Source organism: Staphylococcus sp. SM3655 (genome assembly GCF_016917315.1).
GTDB classification, from domain to species: Bacteria; Bacillota; Bacilli; order Staphylococcales; family Staphylococcaceae; genus Staphylococcus; species Staphylococcus aureus.
On record NZ_CP070305.1, the window covers coordinates 1675079 to 1690954 of the forward strand.

16 protein-coding genes are annotated in these 15876 nt (G+C 32.9%); 7 read left to right on the forward strand and 9 right to left on the reverse strand.

Translation table 11 applies throughout. The annotated features are described in order from the left end of the window. Window positions 1–69: 69 nt before the first annotated feature. The 4 genes from JQN76_RS08270 (at window position 70) to JQN76_RS08285 (ending at window position 5004) form a co-directional block, all read left to right on the forward strand. Window positions 70–1278, forward strand: a complete 1209-nt coding sequence (locus JQN76_RS08270) for an NAD(P)/FAD-dependent oxidoreductase (protein WP_000046076.1) — start codon at window positions 70–72, stop codon at window positions 1276–1278. Between the two features lie 130 nt (window positions 1279–1408). Beyond that, window positions 1409–2884 carry a M17 family metallopeptidase gene (locus tag JQN76_RS08275; RefSeq protein WP_001009688.1) on the forward strand — a complete coding sequence of 492 codons (1476 nt, stop codon included), beginning with the start codon at window positions 1409–1411 and terminating at the stop codon, window positions 2882–2884. 410 nt (window positions 2885–3294) lie between these two features. Beyond that, window positions 3295–4611, forward strand: a complete 1317-nt coding sequence (locus JQN76_RS08280; RefSeq protein ID WP_000606334.1) for a Na+/H+ antiporter family protein — start codon at window positions 3295–3297, stop codon at window positions 4609–4611. An 18-nt stretch (window positions 4612–4629) separates the two neighbouring features. Beyond that, a complete protein-coding gene (locus JQN76_RS08285) occupies window positions 4630–5004 on the forward strand; it encodes a PaaI family thioesterase (RefSeq protein WP_000149295.1) in 375 nt (124 codons plus the stop codon). Between the two features lie 55 nt (window positions 5005–5059). Here the strand turns inward: JQN76_RS08285 and JQN76_RS08290 are convergent, their stop codons facing one another. The 9 genes from JQN76_RS08290 to JQN76_RS08330 all read right to left on the reverse strand — a co-directional run bounded on the left by JQN76_RS08290 (window position 5060) and on the right by JQN76_RS08330 (window position 12741). After that, window positions 5060–6214, reverse strand: a complete 1155-nt coding sequence (locus tag JQN76_RS08290) for an FAD/NAD(P)-binding protein (protein ID WP_000558769.1) — start codon at window positions 6212–6214, stop codon at window positions 5060–5062. Between the two features lie 248 nt (window positions 6215–6462). Then, entirely contained in the window at window positions 6463–6819 is a 357-nt protein-coding gene (mnhG1, locus tag JQN76_RS08295; RefSeq protein WP_000590451.1) for a Na+/H+ antiporter Mnh1 subunit G, read from the reverse strand. Then, on the reverse strand, window positions 6797–7090 hold the full coding sequence (mnhF1, locus tag JQN76_RS08300; protein WP_001016306.1) for a Na+/H+ antiporter Mnh1 subunit F: 294 nt from the start codon (window positions 7088–7090) through the stop codon (window positions 6797–6799). Before mnhF1 ends, mnhG1 begins: the two co-directional genes overlap by 23 nt. Next, a complete protein-coding gene (mnhE1, locus tag JQN76_RS08305) occupies window positions 7090–7569 on the reverse strand; it encodes a Na+/H+ antiporter Mnh1 subunit E (protein WP_000290674.1) in 480 nt (159 codons plus the stop codon). Before mnhE1 ends, mnhF1 begins: the two co-directional genes overlap by 1 nt. Before the next feature lies 1 nt (window position 7570). After that, window positions 7571–9067, reverse strand: a complete 1497-nt coding sequence (mnhD1, locus tag JQN76_RS08310) for a Na+/H+ antiporter Mnh1 subunit D (RefSeq protein ID WP_000573077.1) — start codon at window positions 9065–9067, stop codon at window positions 7571–7573. Further along, window positions 9060–9401, reverse strand: coding sequence for a Na+/H+ antiporter Mnh1 subunit C (gene mnhC1 / locus JQN76_RS08315; RefSeq protein ID WP_000402803.1), 342 nt, complete (start codon window positions 9399–9401; stop codon window positions 9060–9062). The genes mnhD1 and mnhC1 overlap by 8 nt, the downstream gene beginning before the upstream one ends. After that, the gene (mnhB1, locus tag JQN76_RS08320) at window positions 9401–9829 is read right to left on the reverse strand and encodes a Na+/H+ antiporter Mnh1 subunit B (RefSeq protein ID WP_001081626.1); all 429 of its coding nucleotides are present in this window, start codon (window positions 9827–9829) and stop codon (window positions 9401–9403) included. Before mnhB1 ends, mnhC1 begins: the two co-directional genes overlap by 1 nt. Then, window positions 9822–12227, reverse strand: a complete 2406-nt coding sequence (gene mnhA1, locus JQN76_RS08325; protein ID WP_000054609.1) for a Na+/H+ antiporter Mnh1 subunit A — start codon at window positions 12225–12227, stop codon at window positions 9822–9824. The genes mnhB1 and mnhA1 overlap by 8 nt, the downstream gene beginning before the upstream one ends. Before the next feature lie 130 nt (window positions 12228–12357). Continuing rightward, window positions 12358–12741, reverse strand: a complete 384-nt coding sequence (locus JQN76_RS08330) for a kinase-associated lipoprotein B (protein WP_000781162.1) — start codon at window positions 12739–12741, stop codon at window positions 12358–12360. A 63-nt stretch (window positions 12742–12804) separates the two neighbouring features. On the opposite strand from JQN76_RS08330, the gene JQN76_RS08335 reads away from it, so the two are divergent. The 3 genes from JQN76_RS08335 (at window position 12805) to JQN76_RS08345 (ending at window position 15679) form a co-directional block, all read left to right on the forward strand. Continuing rightward, window positions 12805–13398 carry a peptidylprolyl isomerase gene (locus JQN76_RS08335; protein WP_000035058.1) on the forward strand — a complete coding sequence of 198 codons (594 nt, stop codon included), beginning with the start codon at window positions 12805–12807 and terminating at the stop codon, window positions 13396–13398. Between the two features lie 414 nt (window positions 13399–13812). Continuing rightward, a complete protein-coding gene (ygs, locus tag JQN76_RS08340) occupies window positions 13813–14190 on the forward strand; it encodes a S1 domain-containing post-transcriptional regulator Ygs (protein ID WP_001067294.1) in 378 nt (125 codons plus the stop codon). A 361-nt stretch (window positions 14191–14551) separates the two neighbouring features. Beyond that, window positions 14552–15679, forward strand: a complete 1128-nt coding sequence (locus tag JQN76_RS08345; protein WP_000838034.1) for an NADH-dependent flavin oxidoreductase — start codon at window positions 14552–14554, stop codon at window positions 15677–15679. Window positions 15680–15876 lie beyond the last annotated feature (197 nt).

The following is a 15876-nucleotide window of genomic DNA, read 5'->3' on the forward strand; positions in this document are numbered from 1 at the left end:
TAATGACCAGTTGTTACTAGTAATTATCAGCATTTGGTTAAAAAAATATGAAAGCTTAGGTGAAATTAAATGGCTCAAGATCGTAAAAAAGTACTTGTACTTGGTGCTGGTTATGCAGGTTTACAAACTGTAACTAAATTGCAAAAAGCGATATCAACAGAAGAAGCAGAAATTACGCTTATTAATAAAAATGAATATCACTATGAAGCAACATGGTTACATGAAGCATCAGCAGGTACACTAAACTATGAAGATGTATTATATCCTGTGGAAAGTGTCTTGAAGAAAGACAAAGTGAACTTTGTTCAAGCAGAAGTAACAAAAATTGACCGTGATGCTAAAAAGGTAGAAACAAATCAAGGTATTTATGACTTTGATATTTTAGTAGTAGCATTAGGTTTCGTTAGTGAAACATTCGGCATCGAAGGTATGAAAGATCATGCTTTCCAAATTGAAAATGTTATCACAGCACGTGAATTATCACGTCATATCGAAGACAAATTTGCTAACTATGCAGCATCAAAAGAAAAAGATGATAACGATTTATCTATCTTAGTTGGTGGTGCTGGATTCACTGGTGTTGAATTCTTAGGTGAATTAACAGACAGAATTCCTGAATTATGTAGCAAATATGGTGTGGATCAAAATAAAGTTAAAATCACTTGTGTTGAAGCAGCACCTAAAATGTTACCAATGTTCTCAGAAGAATTAGTTAACCACGCAGTTAGCTACTTAGAAGACCGCGGTGTTGAATTTAAAATTGCTACACCAATCGTTGCTTGTAACGAAAAAGGTTTTGTAGTTGAAGTAGATGGTGAAAAACAACAATTAAATGCAGGTACTTCAGTATGGGCAGCTGGTGTACGTGGTAGTAAATTAATGGAAGAATCATTTGAAGGCGTTAAACGTGGACGTATCGTTACAAAGCAAGATTTAACAATCAATGGTTACGACAACATTTTTGTTATTGGTGACTGTTCAGCGTTTATCCCAGCTGGAGAAGAACGTCCATTACCAACTACAGCACAAATTGCAATGCAACAAGGTGAAAGTGTTGCTAAAAACATTAAACGCATCTTAAACGGTGAATCAACTGAAGAATTCGAATACGTTGATCGTGGAACTGTTTGTTCTTTAGGTTCACATGACGGTGTAGGTATGGTATTTGGTAAACCTATCGCTGGTAAAAAAGCAGCATTCATGAAAAAAGTGATTGATACACGTGCGGTATTCAAAATCGGTGGTATCGGTTTAGCATTCAAAAAAGGTAAATTCTAGGCTTTAAATAAAGTTTCAGCTAAACACATAAAATTAAATTATTCATTTATAAAGTCCTTCAGTGTCACTGAAGGGCTTTATTGTTGTACAATTTGAAGTGAGTAACATATCAAATCTAAGGAGGTACATTATGAATTTTAAATTAAATAACACACTAAGCAACGAAATAAATACATTGATTATTGGTATACCAGAACATTTAAATCAGTTAGAGCGCATTAGTTTTAATCATATCGATATTACAGAATCACTTGAAAGACTAAAACATCAACATATTATTGGTAGTAAAGTTGGGAAGATTTATACAACTGCATTTGATGTACAAGATCAAACATATCGTTTAATTACAGTTGGTTTAGGAAACTTAAAAGCACGTAGTTATCAAGATATGTTGAAAATATGGGGACATCTTTTCCAATACATAAAGTCAGAACACATTGAAGATACTTATTTACTTATGGATTCATTTATTTCAAAATATGATCAGTTATCAGATGTATTAATGGCATGCGGTATTCAAAGTGAGCGTGCAACATATGAATTCGATCATTATAAATCAAGTAAGAAGGCACCGTTTAAGACGAATTTAAACCTTATTAGTGAATCATTAATTGAATTAGATTTCATTCATGAGGGTATCAGTATTGGCCAATCCATTAATTTGGCAAGAGACTTTAGTAATATGCCACCGAATGTATTAACACCACAAACATTTGCAGAAGATATTGTTAATCATTTTAAAAATACAAAGGTCAAAGTAGATGTTAAAGATTATGACACTTTAGTTTCTGAAGGATTCGGACTTTTACAAGCAGTAGGTAAAGGTAGTAAGCATAAACCGAGATTAGTAACCATCACATATAATGGCAAAGACAAAGATGAAGCACCAATTGCCTTAGTTGGTAAAGGTATAACGTATGATTCTGGTGGTTATAGTATTAAAACGAAGAATGGCATGGCTACAATGAAGTTTGACATGTGTGGCGCTGCGAATGTCGTTGGTATCATTGAAGCGGCTAGTCGTTTACAACTGCCTGTAAATATTGTCGGAGTGCTTGCTTGTGCTGAAAATATGATAAATGAAGCATCAATGAAGCCAGATGATGTATTTACAGCATTAAGTGGTGAAACTGTAGAAGTAATGAATACAGACGCTGAAGGTAGATTAGTCCTTGCAGATGCTGTGTATTATGCAAATCAATATCAGCCTAGTGTGATTATGGACTTTGCTACATTAACGGGTGCAGCAATTGTTGCACTAGGCGATGATAAAGCTGCTGCATTTGAATCGAATAGTAAAGTGATATTAAACGATATATTACAAATAAGTTCTAAAGTCGATGAAATGGTATTTGAATTACCGATTACTGCAACCGAACGTGCAAGTATTAAACACAGTGATATCGCTGATTTAGTTAACCATACGAATGGACAAGGTAAAGCGCTATTTGCGGCAAGTTTTGTAACACATTTTAGTGGTCAAACACCTCACATTCATTTCGATATTGCAGGTCCAGCAACGACTAATAAAGCTTCATATAATGGTCCAAAAGGGCCAACAGGATTTATGATTCCGACGATAGTACAATGGTTAAAACAACAATAATTTAATTATTTGCCTGATACAACTTGTGTCTTGATATACATTTCTAATTTAACTCTTGAAAGTATAAAGGATCGCATTGTATCAGGCATTTTCATTGTTGTAAGAAAATATAAATCGCATATCCTTGTGAGCATAAATCAACTTGACTAGCATTGCAAAAAAATATTATAAGCATATGTTCATTCAGTCAACGACTACTAATATTACATTTTAGAACTTAGGATTTTGATTGGTGTTCCAAGCTTGTAAAATTGTTTAATTTAATGAAAGCTAAAATTATTTTAAGAAAGACAATTAACTAAAAAATAAAGATTATTGGTATAGTTTGCTATTGACAGGTGTTAAAGCTACTGATACTATGTAGTCTATAAACGCTTTAGTTCGATAGAGTGATAAAGGATGGTTGTCATATGATAAATGCAGTAGTAATAGCAGTAATTTTAATGATTGTGCTATGTTTATGTCGATTAAACGTAGTTATAAGCTTATTTATCAGTGCGCTAGTTGGTGGCGTAGTATCAGGTATGAGCATTGAAAAAGTAATTAATGTATTCGGAAAAAATATAGTCGATGGTGCTGAGGTAGCATTAAGCTATGCCTTATTAGGTGGATTTGCAGCATTAATTTCATACAGTGGTATCACAGACTATTTAGTAGGAAAAATTATAAATGCAATACACGCTGAAAATAGTCGATGGTCAAGAGTTAAAGTAAAAGTGACAATAATTATTGCATTATTAGCTATGAGTATCATGAGTCAAAACTTAATTCCTGTACATATTGCATTCATTCCAATTGTCATCCCACCATTGTTAAGTCTGTTTAATGACTTAAAAATAGATAGACGTTTAATCGGTTTGATTATCGGTTTTGGTTTATGTTTCCCGTATGTGTTATTACCATATGGATTCGGTCAAATTTTCCAGCAAATTATTCAAAGTGGCTTTGCAAAGGCAAATCACCCAATTGAGTTTAATATGATTTGGAAAGCAATGCTTATTCCTTCAATGGGGTATATTGTTGGCTTACTTATCGGTTTATATGTATATCGTAAACCACGTGAATATGAAACACGTAAAATTTCAGATAGTGACAATGTTACAGAGTTAAAACCATATATCTTAATAGTAACAATTGTAGCAATACTAGCTACATTTTTAGTACAAACATTTACAGATTCAATGATTTTTGGTGCACTGGCAGGGGTACTCGTATTCTTTATTTCACGTGCATATAATTGGTATGAATTAGATGCTAAGTTTGTTGAAGGTATTAAAATTATGGCTTATATTGGTGTAGTTATTTTAACAGCAAATGGATTTGCTGGTGTAATGAATGCTACTGGTGATATAGATGAATTAGTTAAAACTTTAACAAGTATTACTGGTGATAATAAATTATTTAGCATTATCATGATGTATGTGATAGGTTTAATTGTCACTTTAGGTATTGGATCATCATTTGCAACAATTCCTATTATCGCATCATTATTCATTCCTTTTGGAGCGTCAATTGGACTAGATACAATGGCATTAATCGCATTGATTGGAACAGCGAGTGCATTAGGTGACTCAGGTTCGCCTGCAAGTGATTCAACATTAGGACCAACTGCGGGATTAAATGTTGATGGCCAACATGATCATATACGTGATACATGTGTACCAAACTTCTTGTTTTATAATATTCCTTTAATGATTTTCGGTACTATTGCTGCTATGGTACTATAAGCATAAAGAGGTGAAAATATGACTCATTTATTAGAGACATTTGAGATGTCAATAGATCACCAGGAAGATGGTTTAGTTGTTATTTCTATGCCTGTTACTGATAAAGTAAAACAACCATTTGGATATTTACATGGTGGGGCTTCGATTGCTTTAGGTGAAACAGCATGTTCATTAGGATCTGCTAATTTAATTGATACAACCAAATTTATTCCATTAGGTTTAGAGATGAATGCTAACCATATTCATTCTGCTAAAGATGGTCGTGTTACTGCGACAGCTGAAATTATTCATCGAGGTAAGTCGACACATGTATGGGATATAAAAATTAAGAATGACAAAGAACAATTAATTACAGTTATGCGTGGTACAGTTGCTATTAAACCTTTAAAATAAAAGAACTGCTAGCTGAAATGTTATGAGATATTCATAACTACGGCTAGCAGTTTTTTTATGCGCTATATTGTTGTAGTTTTAGAAATGCTTGTTCAATGCGTTCGGCAGCTTTACGGCCACCCATAACATTTCTACCAAATGGTCCTAATTCTAAGTCTGCAAAGCATCCTGCGACAAATAGATTTGGTATCCATTCTAATTTTTCGGAAATAACAGGGTAATTACATTCGTTGATAGGTGCATCATAATTTTGTATTAATTGCTTAATAAGTGGTTGTGACATAAAATCTTGTTCAAAACCAGTTGCAACCATAATCTGTTGATATGGAACAGAATCATTTTCAGTGTTAATTACACCACCACTAATTTGAGTGATAGGTGTTTTATGCACATTTATACGACCATTTTTAATATGTTTTTTAAGGCGTAAGTACAGTTCGTGAGGCATTGATCCTTTATGACGTTCGCGTTGTACAATGGCATTTCTTTCAGGCATGCTTTTAGTACTTAAAAATGAAGACATATTTTTCGGACCTAACCAACCAGGATCAGCATCAAAGTCATGTATTTCAATATCTTTATTTAGCCATAAATGAATCTTTTTATCGTTATCATGATTTAACAATTTAAGTGCAAGATGTGCAGCAGTAATGCCGCTACCAACGATATGATCGGTCTTATCATATACTACTTGATCAAGTTCTTTCTCGAAGATATGATTTACATTCTGTTTGTCTTTTAAAATGTCAGGCATAAACGGAATATTTGTACTGCCTATTGCAATAACGACGCAATCTGTAGTGATAATTTGTCCATCTTCTAACTTGATATGCCATTTGTCTTCTTGTTTATCTAAAGTTTGAACTAAACCTTGAACCAAGCAATCCTCTAATTGATATTGTTTAGAAGCATGTGCAATATGATCCATAAACATTGTCAATTCAGGTCGTTGATAAGGACCATAAAAAGCATTTGTATATTGGTGCTGTTTAGCGAATTGTTTTAGATGGAACGGTTGTGGATGTACGTGATGTACAATCGGTGATCTTAAATAAGGCATTTCTATTCGATTTGTATATGAGTTAAACCTTTGGCAAAAAGTTTCGTGTGGGTCAATGATTGTTAATCGGTCTGTTGTTAATCCGCTTGATAATAGTTTTTGTGCGATTGCAGTTCCCTGTATGCCACCGCCGATAATTGTCCAATGCATAATAAAACCTCTCTCTTTTTAAAACGTAATCGTTACGATTTATAATTATTATTATCATAATACATAACGACATGAAAGGCAATTAAATTAAAGAGATATATATAGATAGGGCGAATCTGTAGTCAAAGAAAAAATCATTGAAAAAGAGGTAACAATGTCAAAAGAAAACAGCAGTAAAATCATTCCTAATTTGGAATCATCTTACTGCTGTTTGTTGTTGATTTATATTCATGATTTTGTTATATAATCTACAATTTTGTGTCTTTTAAGTCTTCCGAAATTTCATCGACTTTAGTCTTTTTAGTATAAGGCGTTTTAATATTATATGCTGCTTTCATAATCATATGACTTGAAAGAGGACCTGTAATTAATACAAAGATAATCGCAACGATTAATTGCATATTTACAAAACCTTGAGTAGCAATAAAATATAAAAACGTACCAAATAGTAATGACATTGCACCTAATGTTGATGCTTTTCCGGCAGCATGTGCACGTGAATATACATCTTCAAGTCTCAATAATCCTATAGCTGCTAGGGCGCTAATTAAAGCACCGATGATAACAAAGATAAGTGCAAGACTAATCAGTATGATTTTGATCATGTTCAATCACCTTACCTTTGTCCATAAATTTAGAGAATACTGCAGTACCTAAAAAAGCTAATATACCAATCATCATAATAACGACAATCATGTATTTAATATTTAATAAAATACTGAATAATGCTATAACTGCCATTAATTGAAGACCAATCGCATCTAATGCGACAACACGATCGGCAAGTGATGGGCCTAGCACAACGCGAATGAGCATAGCTAACATAGAAATGACAACTATGATTAATGCAATAACGATAATAACATTATGATTCATTATATTTCGCCCACCTCTCTTACAATTTTCTCTAATGATGTTTTAATACTTTCTACTTCTTGCTCTTTAGTTGAAAAATCTATGGCATGAATATAAATTTTTGTACGATCGTCACTTACACCAAGCACTACAGTACCAGGTGTTAATGTAATTAAATTAGACAGCAAGACAATTTGCCAATCTTTTTTTAAATCTGTGTGATAAACAAAGAATCCTGGTTCATTTTTAATCGAAGGTTTAATAATAATTTTCAAAACATCAAAATTAGCTTTAATCAGTTCGATTAAGAAAATAATAACTAATTTAATAATACGATATAGCGTGATGACATAAAATCTACCTGGTAACACTCTGTGTAAGAGGTAAACAAGAACTAGGCCAAAGATGAAACCTAACACAAAGTTATTTGTTGTGTAACTATTTGTTACAAACAACCAAAACACTGCGATAATAAAGTTTAATACTAATTGTACAGCCATGTTATTTACCTCCTAATACAGCTTTAACGTAGGTTGATGGATTGTAGAATGTTTCTGCACCAGCTTTTACCATTGGATATAAGTAATCTGCTGACAATCCATATAAAACAGTTATCACAACTGCAACGATTGCAATCGTAGTTAAATATTTGACGTCGACTTTGTTATTAAGATCATATCCTTTTGGTTGACCGAAAAAGCCTTGTAGGAATATGCGAATGACAGAATATAATACGACTAAACTTGATAATAAGACAATGACACCACTTAAATAAAATCCTCTTTCAAATGTTGATTGGACAATGAAAAATTTTCCATAAAAGCCACTGAGTGGGGGAATGCCAGCTAAACTTAATGCTGCGATAAAGAATGACCAACCAAGTACAGGATATCGTTTAATTAAGCCACCAAATTGTCTTAAATCAGCAGTGCCTGTAATTTTAATCATAATTCCGATAAGCAAGAATAATGCAAGTTTTACTAACATGTCGTGCAATGTATAGTAAATAGCCCCAATCATACCTGACTCTGTCATCATTGCAACGCCGACTAAGATCACACCTACAGCAATCATGACATTGTATAGGATGATTTTTTTAATGTTGGCATATGCAACAGCACCGACACAACCAAAGATGATCGTTAATAGTGCTAAGAATAAAATGACATAATGTGAAAAGCTTACATTATCACTAAAGAATAGGCTCAATGTTCTAGCGATTGCATAAACACCAACTTTTGTTAACAAAGCACCAAAGAATGCAATGATTGGAATTGGTGGTGCATAGTATGCACTAGGTAACCAAACAAACATTGGGAATACGCCAGCTTTTGTAGCAAAAACAAAGATAAATAGTATGAAAACGATATTGACTAAGCCACTGTCATGCGCTGAAAGGTTAGCTAATTTATTGCTTATATCTGCTAGATTCAATGTTCCTACTACTGAATATAAAATCGCTACACCCATTACGAAGAAGGATGACGATACAACGTTAACAAGAACATATTTTATTGTTTCTTGTAGTTGAATTTTTGTAGAACCAATTACTAATAAGAAATAAGATGACATTAAAAATACTTCGAAAAATACGAATAGGTTGAAAATGTCACCAGTTGTGAATGCACCAATGATACCTATTAACATAAATAGTACTGAAAAATAATAATAATATCTTTCACGTTCAATACCAATTGTTTGGTATGAATATAAAATCACAATAGCTGTAATAATAATACTAGTAATTATTAGTAGCGCACTGAATATGTCTAATACAAAGACAATACTGTATGGTGCTTTCCATGAACCTAGCTCTACGCGTATTGGTCCATGTTTAACAACATTTGCTAAATTGATAATTGCCGCGACCAAGGTTAATAATGTACCGCCTAGTGCGACATAACGCTTTATAATAGGACGCTTTCCAATAAAGACAAGTAATATGGCTGTAATTACTGGAATAACTAGCGTTAACACAAGCATATTACTTTCAATCATCTTCTGGAACTCCTTTCATACTCTCAACGTTATCTGTGCCTAATTCTTTATATGTTCTAAATGCTAATACTAAGAAAAAGGCTGTTGTCGCAAAGGCGATAACGATTGCTGTTAAAATAAGTGCTTGCGGGATAGGATCAACATAGCTTTTTACGTTCGCTTCATAAATTGGAACAGTACCATGTTTAAGTCCGCCCATAGTTATTAAAAATAAATTTGCTGCATGTGTTAATAGTGTAGTTCCCATAACAATTCGTATCAGACTTTTAGACAAAACGAGATAGACACTAATTGCTGTGAGAATACCACTAACAAAAATCATAATAATTTCCACTATTCGTTCTCTCCAATCGAAATAATAATTGTCATGACAGTACCAACTACTGCACATAAAACACCGAAATCAAAGAATACTGCTGTTGTCATATGAACAGGTTCTAATATAAATAACGGTATATCAAATGTGACATGCGTAAAGAAATTTTTGCCTAAAAACCAACTTGCGATAGGCGTCGCAATACAAAAAACTAATCCGATACCTATCAAGATTTTAAAATCTAACGGGAAAATTTTACGCATTGTTTCTATATCAAATGCAATCGTAATGATAACAAGTGAACTTGCGAATAATAATCCGCCGACGAAACCGCCACCAGGTGTATAATGTCCTGCTAAGAAAAGTGAAAAACCAAAGACCATTACCATGAAAAAGATAATAACTGCAGCAAATTGCAAAATTAGATCATTTTGTTGTCTATTCATGATTTTTCACCTCGTTACCTTGCGTTTGACGCTTTTTACGTAATTTAATCATTGTATATACAGCTAATCCTGCGATACCAAGCACAGATGACTCGAATAAAGTATCCATACCACGGAAATCAACAAGTATGACGTTTACCATGTTTTTACCGTGAGCTAAATCATAAACGTGCTCTTGATAAAACTTAGATATCGATTCAAAATGTCTATTTCCGTATGCAATTAAACCGATAATAATGACGGACAAACCAACACCACCAGCAATTAAAGCATTAGTAAGCTGGAATGAGCGCTTTTCATTATAACGATTTAAATTTGGTAAGTGGTAGAAGCATAATAAGAACAATGCTGTTGAAATAGATTCAACGACAAACTGTGTCAATGCTAAGTCGGGTGCTTTAAAGAATATAAACAATACAGACACAGCATATCCAACTGCACTTAACATAATGATGCTAAATAATCTTGATTTAGCGAAAAGAATTAAAAAGGCAGCACTTAATAATAAAATTACGATACAAACTTCGAAAATTCTAATCGGACTAACGTCTTTAAAATTAATGTTGAAAGGTACTGAGAATATAGTGACAAATGTTAATAAAATTAATGCACCAAAAATGATAACTAAATTATTACGTGAATAATCGGTAACATAGCTATTCGTCATCTTTTCAGAGTAGTTTGGAATAACATTTGCACTTCTGTTGTACCAATAATTGAATGTTAGTTTACCAGGTTGTCGTTGCAACAATTTCACCCAATAACTAAATGTCACAATTAGTAAGATACCTAAAATATAAATCACTAATGTTGATAAAAAGGCAGGCGTTAATCCATGGAACATATGGAATTCAACATCATCAATTACCGTATGATTAATCGAAGATGTAGCTGGTTCAATAATCGAATTAGTTAAAATGCCAGGGAATAAACCGAATACAATTACTAATGTAGCTAAAATAGCTGGTGATAAAAGCATTAATATTGATACTTCGTGTGCTTTTTTAGGTAATTGTTCAGGTTTATATTGTCCGAAAAATATATGCATTATAAATTTAATTGAATATACAAATGTGAAGACACTGCCCACTATACCAATGATTGGGAATAGGTAGCCTAATGTATCAACACTGAATAAATTTGCTTGGCTTGCTGTAAATGTTGTTTCTAAAAATGATTCTTTTGATAAGAAACCATTGAACGGTGGTACACCAGCCATACTTAATGCTGTAATAACAGTGATTGTAAATGAAATAGGCATAATTGTTAGTAAGCCACCTAATTTCTTAACATCACGTGTACCAGTAGAATGATCCACTGCACCTGTAATCATAAATAGGGCACCTTTAAATGTTGCATGGTTGATTAAATGGAATATTGCAGCCGTAAATGCAGCAGCATATATTTTGCTATCATCGCCTTGATAGTGATAACTAATGGCACCGATTCCAAGCATCGCCATAATCATACCTAATTGGGATACTGTTGAAAATGCCAGTATACCTTTCAAGTCTTGTTGTTTTGTTGCGTTTAGCGAAGCCCAGAATAACGTAATTAAACCAACGAGTGTGACAGTCCATACCCAACCTTGCGATGCTGCGAAGATTGGTGTCATTCGAGCGATTAAATATAACCCTGCTTTAACCATTGTTGCTGAATGAAGATAAGCACTGACTGGTGTAGGTGCTTCCATTGCATCTGGTAGCCAAATATAAAATGGAAACTGAGCAGATTTTGTAAAAGCACCAATCATGATTAAAATCATCGCAAAAATGAAGAATGGGCTATTTTGAATTTCAGAAGCATGTTGAATCATGTACTGAATGCTAAATGATTGCGTTGGTATAGCGAGTAAGATGATACCACCTAATAATGATAGACCACCAAATACTGTGATTATGAGCGATTTTTGAGCACCATATATAGATGCTTGTCGTTCGCGCCAGAATGAAATAAGTAAAAAACTAGAAAATGACGTTAGCTCCCAGAATAAATATAGAATAATAACATTATCTGAAAGTACGACACCTAACATTGCACCCATAAATAGTAATAAATAACAATAAAAATTCCCTAGTTGTTCTGACTTACTTAAGTAGCCGATTGAATATAATACTACTAAACTGCCGATTCCTGAAATAAGCAAACTAAAGAGTAAACCTAAGCCATCAAGATATAAATCAAAGTTCATACCAAAATGAGGCATCCAATTTAAGGTTTTCATTACAGTATTACCTGACATCGTCGTTTTAATTAATGTAAGCATATAAATAAATATGACGATAGGGACAGGTAATACGAACCATCCTAAATGTATACGTTTAAAAAATCTATACAGGATAGGAATAATGAGTGCGAATATTAACGGTAATATCACCGCAATATGTAACAAACTCACTATGTTGTCCTCCTTTAAAAAATATTTATGTTATTCATTATACATGAATGATATAGTTCTGAAAAACGTACACACTCCTTGTTGTGCTTTATTTTCAGAAGTATTTAAATAAGAAGAAACACGTCATTTTTTATTTAAAATTTTCTTTGTATTGAAGTGAATAATCTTCTTTTAAGCGTGCTAAACTAGCTAAAGACATTTCAGCATGTTTTGTTTGCTGAGCTTTAAGTTTAGTTTCTAAATCTGTAATTGCTTGTTGAAGTGAATCTTCATAGCGCAATACATCAACATTGAAGTCGCGTAATTGTGAACGTTTCGTATAGCGTTTTTCAAAATGGCTTAATGCTTTGCGTTCATGGAAAAATACACCTTCAGTTTCAGTAGGGTTATGTAAATCACCTTGTTTCGGGTGTTTGATAACTTGTTCAACTTTAACAAGGACATCGTCTCCATTTTCTTCAACAATCGTGACACCATAGCTACCTGTTTTGTGTGAAAATCGATATAGCTTCATGCTATTTTCCTCCCTTAAAAGTATGTTAATATATATGTATCATAACATGAATGGAGAATATAAATGGCTAACTATCCACAGTTAAACAAAGAAGTACAACAAGGTGAAATTAAAGTGGTTATGCACACAAATAAAGGTGACATGACATTCAAATTATTTCCAAATATTGCACCAAAAACAGTTGAAAATTTTGTGACACATGCAAAAAATGGTTATTATGATGGAATAACATTCCACCGTGTCATTAATGACTTCATGATTCAAGGTGGCGATCCAACAGCTACTGGTATGGGTGGCGAAAGTATTTATGGCGGTGCTTTTGAAGATGAATTTTCATTAAATGCATTTAACTTATATGGCGCATTATCAATGGCTAACTCAGGACCTAATACTAATGGTTCACAATTTTTCATTGTTCAAATGAAAGAAGTACCTCAAAATATGTTAAGTCAACTTGCAGATGGTGGTTGGCCACAACCAATCGTTGATGCATATGGCGAGAAGGGTGGTACACCATGGTTAGATCAAAAACATACAGTATTCGGTCAAATCATTGATGGTGAAACTACATTAGAAGATATTGCAAATACAAAAGTGGGACCACAAGACAAACCACTTCATGATGTTGTAATTGAATCTATTGATGTTGAAGAATAATATCTAAACATAATTAACTACCAACATTTTAAACTCGGATAAAGCTAATTTATGAATGGATTAGTATATATTCCAACGAAACAAATAAACTAACATGATGAGCAATCTCAATATATTTATCAAGAAAGCACAGTTTTTAAATAGATGTGTATTCTAAAGATAATAGTTGAGGTTGCTTTTTATGTTTTTAAAGAGAATTGCTATTCAAATAGTTAATAAATTGAAAACAAAGTAGCTGGATATCATATTGATTTAGATAGGAGTTTGTTGCTAATTTTATTTGTAAATCCAAGTTTGTAGAATTCTTATTCATTTATAAAATAATATTCGTATGATTTGATGTTTTAATTAGTCCACCATTTCGATTTGTGCTATGATAATAGTGTTAAGTAAACGAAATAAGGGGTTATTAAGTTGAATAACTACAAAATTGGCCAACATATCAAGGTGCGTGTAACTGGTATTCAACCATACGGTGCGTTTGTTGAGACCCCTAATCATACTGAAGGACTGATTCATATATCAGAAATTATGGATGACTACGTTCATAATTTGAAGAAATTTCTATCAGAAGGCCAAATTGTTAAAGCTAAAATTTTGTCTATAGATGATGAAGGAAAGCTTAATCTATCATTAAAGGATAATGATTACTTCAAAAATTATGAGCGTAAGAAGGAAAAACAATCAGTATTAGATGAAATCAGAGAAACAGAAAAATATGGGTTTCAAACACTTAAAGAACGCTTACCAATCTGGATAAAACAGTCAAAGCGAGCAATTCGAAACGACTAAAGGAACAGATAAATCGTACCGAAAATCATACAAAGGGTCTGAAATGAAAGTTTCTTAGACTATAAAAGAGATTAGTATCTATTAAATTTTATTAGATACTAATCTCTTTTTGTCTACGATAACGTAATATGATTGATTCTATTTACACGTACAAATGGTTTAAGGGGATATATCCATTATCTTTGATAGATAGAATCATTGATTTGCAATATTGTATGTGGATTTGTTTTTTTAATTTATTTTAGAAATGAGAACTACAACTTAAAGTATTAAACGAATTGCAACTATATAAACAGATAATTGGAGAATGAAAAAATTACATGTTATAGTCAACTCAATAATTTTAAGGAGGAATTAAGTAATGAAAAGTAAATACGAACCATTGTTTGATAAAGTAGAATTACCAAATGGAGTAGAGTTGAGAAATCGATTTGTGTTAGCCCCTTTAACACATATTTCTTCAAATGATGATGGTACTATTTCAGATGTAGAACTTCCTTATATTGAAAAGCGTTCACAAGATGTTGGTATTACAATTAATGCTGCGAGTAATGTGAGTGATGTCGGAAAAGCATTTCCAGGACAGCCATCAATCGCGCATGACAGTGATATTGAAGGACTAAAACGATTAGCTACAGCAATGAAGAAAAACGGTGCCAAAGCACTCGTACAAATACATCATGGCGGTGCACAAGCATTGCCTGAATTAACACCTGGTGGAGACGTCGTAGCACCAAGTCCAATTTCTTTAAAAAGTTTCGGTCAGAAACAAGAACATAGTGCTAGAGAAATGACGAATGAAGAGATTGAACAAGCAATCAAGGATTTTGGTGAAGCAACGCGACGTGCAATTGAAGCAGGATTTGATGGTGTTGAAATACATGGCGCGAATCATTACTTAATTCATCAATTTGTATCACCATACTATAATAGAAGAAATGATGTTTGGGCAAATCAATATAAATTCCCGGTCGCTGTGATTGAAGAGGTGCTTAAAGCGAAAGAAGCGTATGGCAATAAAGACTTTATAGTTGGATACAGATTATCTCCAGAGGAAGCGGAGTCTCCAGGAATCACAATGGAAATTACAGAGGAACTCGTTAATAAAATTAGCTATATGCCAATCGACTATATTCATGTTTCGATGATGGATACGCATGCAACGACACGTGAAGGTAAATACGCTGGACAAGAAAGACTGCCTTTAATTCACAAATGGATAAATGGTCGTATGCCACTTATCGGTATTGGTTCAATTTTCACAGCTGACGAAGCTTTAGATGCAGTTGAAAATGTTGGTGTTGACTTAGTAGCCATTGGTAGAGAGCTACTACTGGATTATCAATTTGTTGAAAAAATTAAAGATGGACGGGAAGATGAAATTATTAATTACTTTGATCCAGAGAGAGAAGATAATCATCACTTAACTCCTAATTTATGGCATCAATTTAATGAAGGATTCTATCCATTACCACGTAAAGATAAATAAGTGTTTAACTGTTACCACTAATGATATTGTGTATGCAATTTGTTAGTGGTTTTCAATATTTATAAATAAAAATATTCTTAGTAAAATATACTTTTGATTAAGTGTAAAATTATCAATTCTTTTGCTTGTAATCATTTAAGTAATTATGTCATTATAAATGTAAGGGTTTTCAAAATAGACAAATTTAATGAAACTTA

Coding starts and splice junctions, on each gene's coding strand:
- JQN76_RS08270 (WP_000046076.1), top strand. CDS start 70: ATGGCTCAAGATCGTAAAAAAGTACTTGTACTTGGTGCTGGTTATGCA.
- JQN76_RS08275 (WP_001009688.1), top strand. CDS start 1,409: ATGAATTTTAAATTAAATAACACACTAAGCAACGAAATAAATACATTG.
- JQN76_RS08280 (WP_000606334.1), top strand. CDS start 3,295: ATGATAAATGCAGTAGTAATAGCAGTAATTTTAATGATTGTGCTATGT.
- JQN76_RS08285 (WP_000149295.1), top strand. CDS start 4,630: ATGACTCATTTATTAGAGACATTTGAGATGTCAATAGATCACCAGGAA.
- JQN76_RS08290 (WP_000558769.1), bottom strand. CDS start 6,214: ATGCATTGGACAATTATCGGCGGTGGCATACAGGGAACTGCAATCGCA.
- mnhG1 (WP_000590451.1), bottom strand. CDS start 6,819: ATGATCAAAATCATACTGATTAGTCTTGCACTTATCTTTGTTATCATC.
- mnhF1 (WP_001016306.1), bottom strand. CDS start 7,090: ATGAATCATAATGTTATTATCGTTATTGCATTAATCATAGTTGTCATT.
- mnhE1 (WP_000290674.1), bottom strand. CDS start 7,569: ATGGCTGTACAATTAGTATTAAACTTTATTATCGCAGTGTTTTGGTTG.
- mnhD1 (WP_000573077.1), bottom strand. CDS start 9,067: ATGATTGAAAGTAATATGCTTGTGTTAACGCTAGTTATTCCAGTAATT.
- mnhB1 (WP_001081626.1), bottom strand. CDS start 9,829: ATGAATAGACAACAAAATGATCTAATTTTGCAATTTGCTGCAGTTATT.
- JQN76_RS08330 (WP_000781162.1), bottom strand. CDS start 12,741: ATGAAGCTATATCGATTTTCACACAAAACAGGTAGCTATGGTGTCACG.
- JQN76_RS08335 (WP_000035058.1), top strand. CDS start 12,805: ATGGCTAACTATCCACAGTTAAACAAAGAAGTACAACAAGGTGAAATT.
- JQN76_RS08345 (WP_000838034.1), top strand. CDS start 14,552: ATGAAAAGTAAATACGAACCATTGTTTGATAAAGTAGAATTACCAAAT.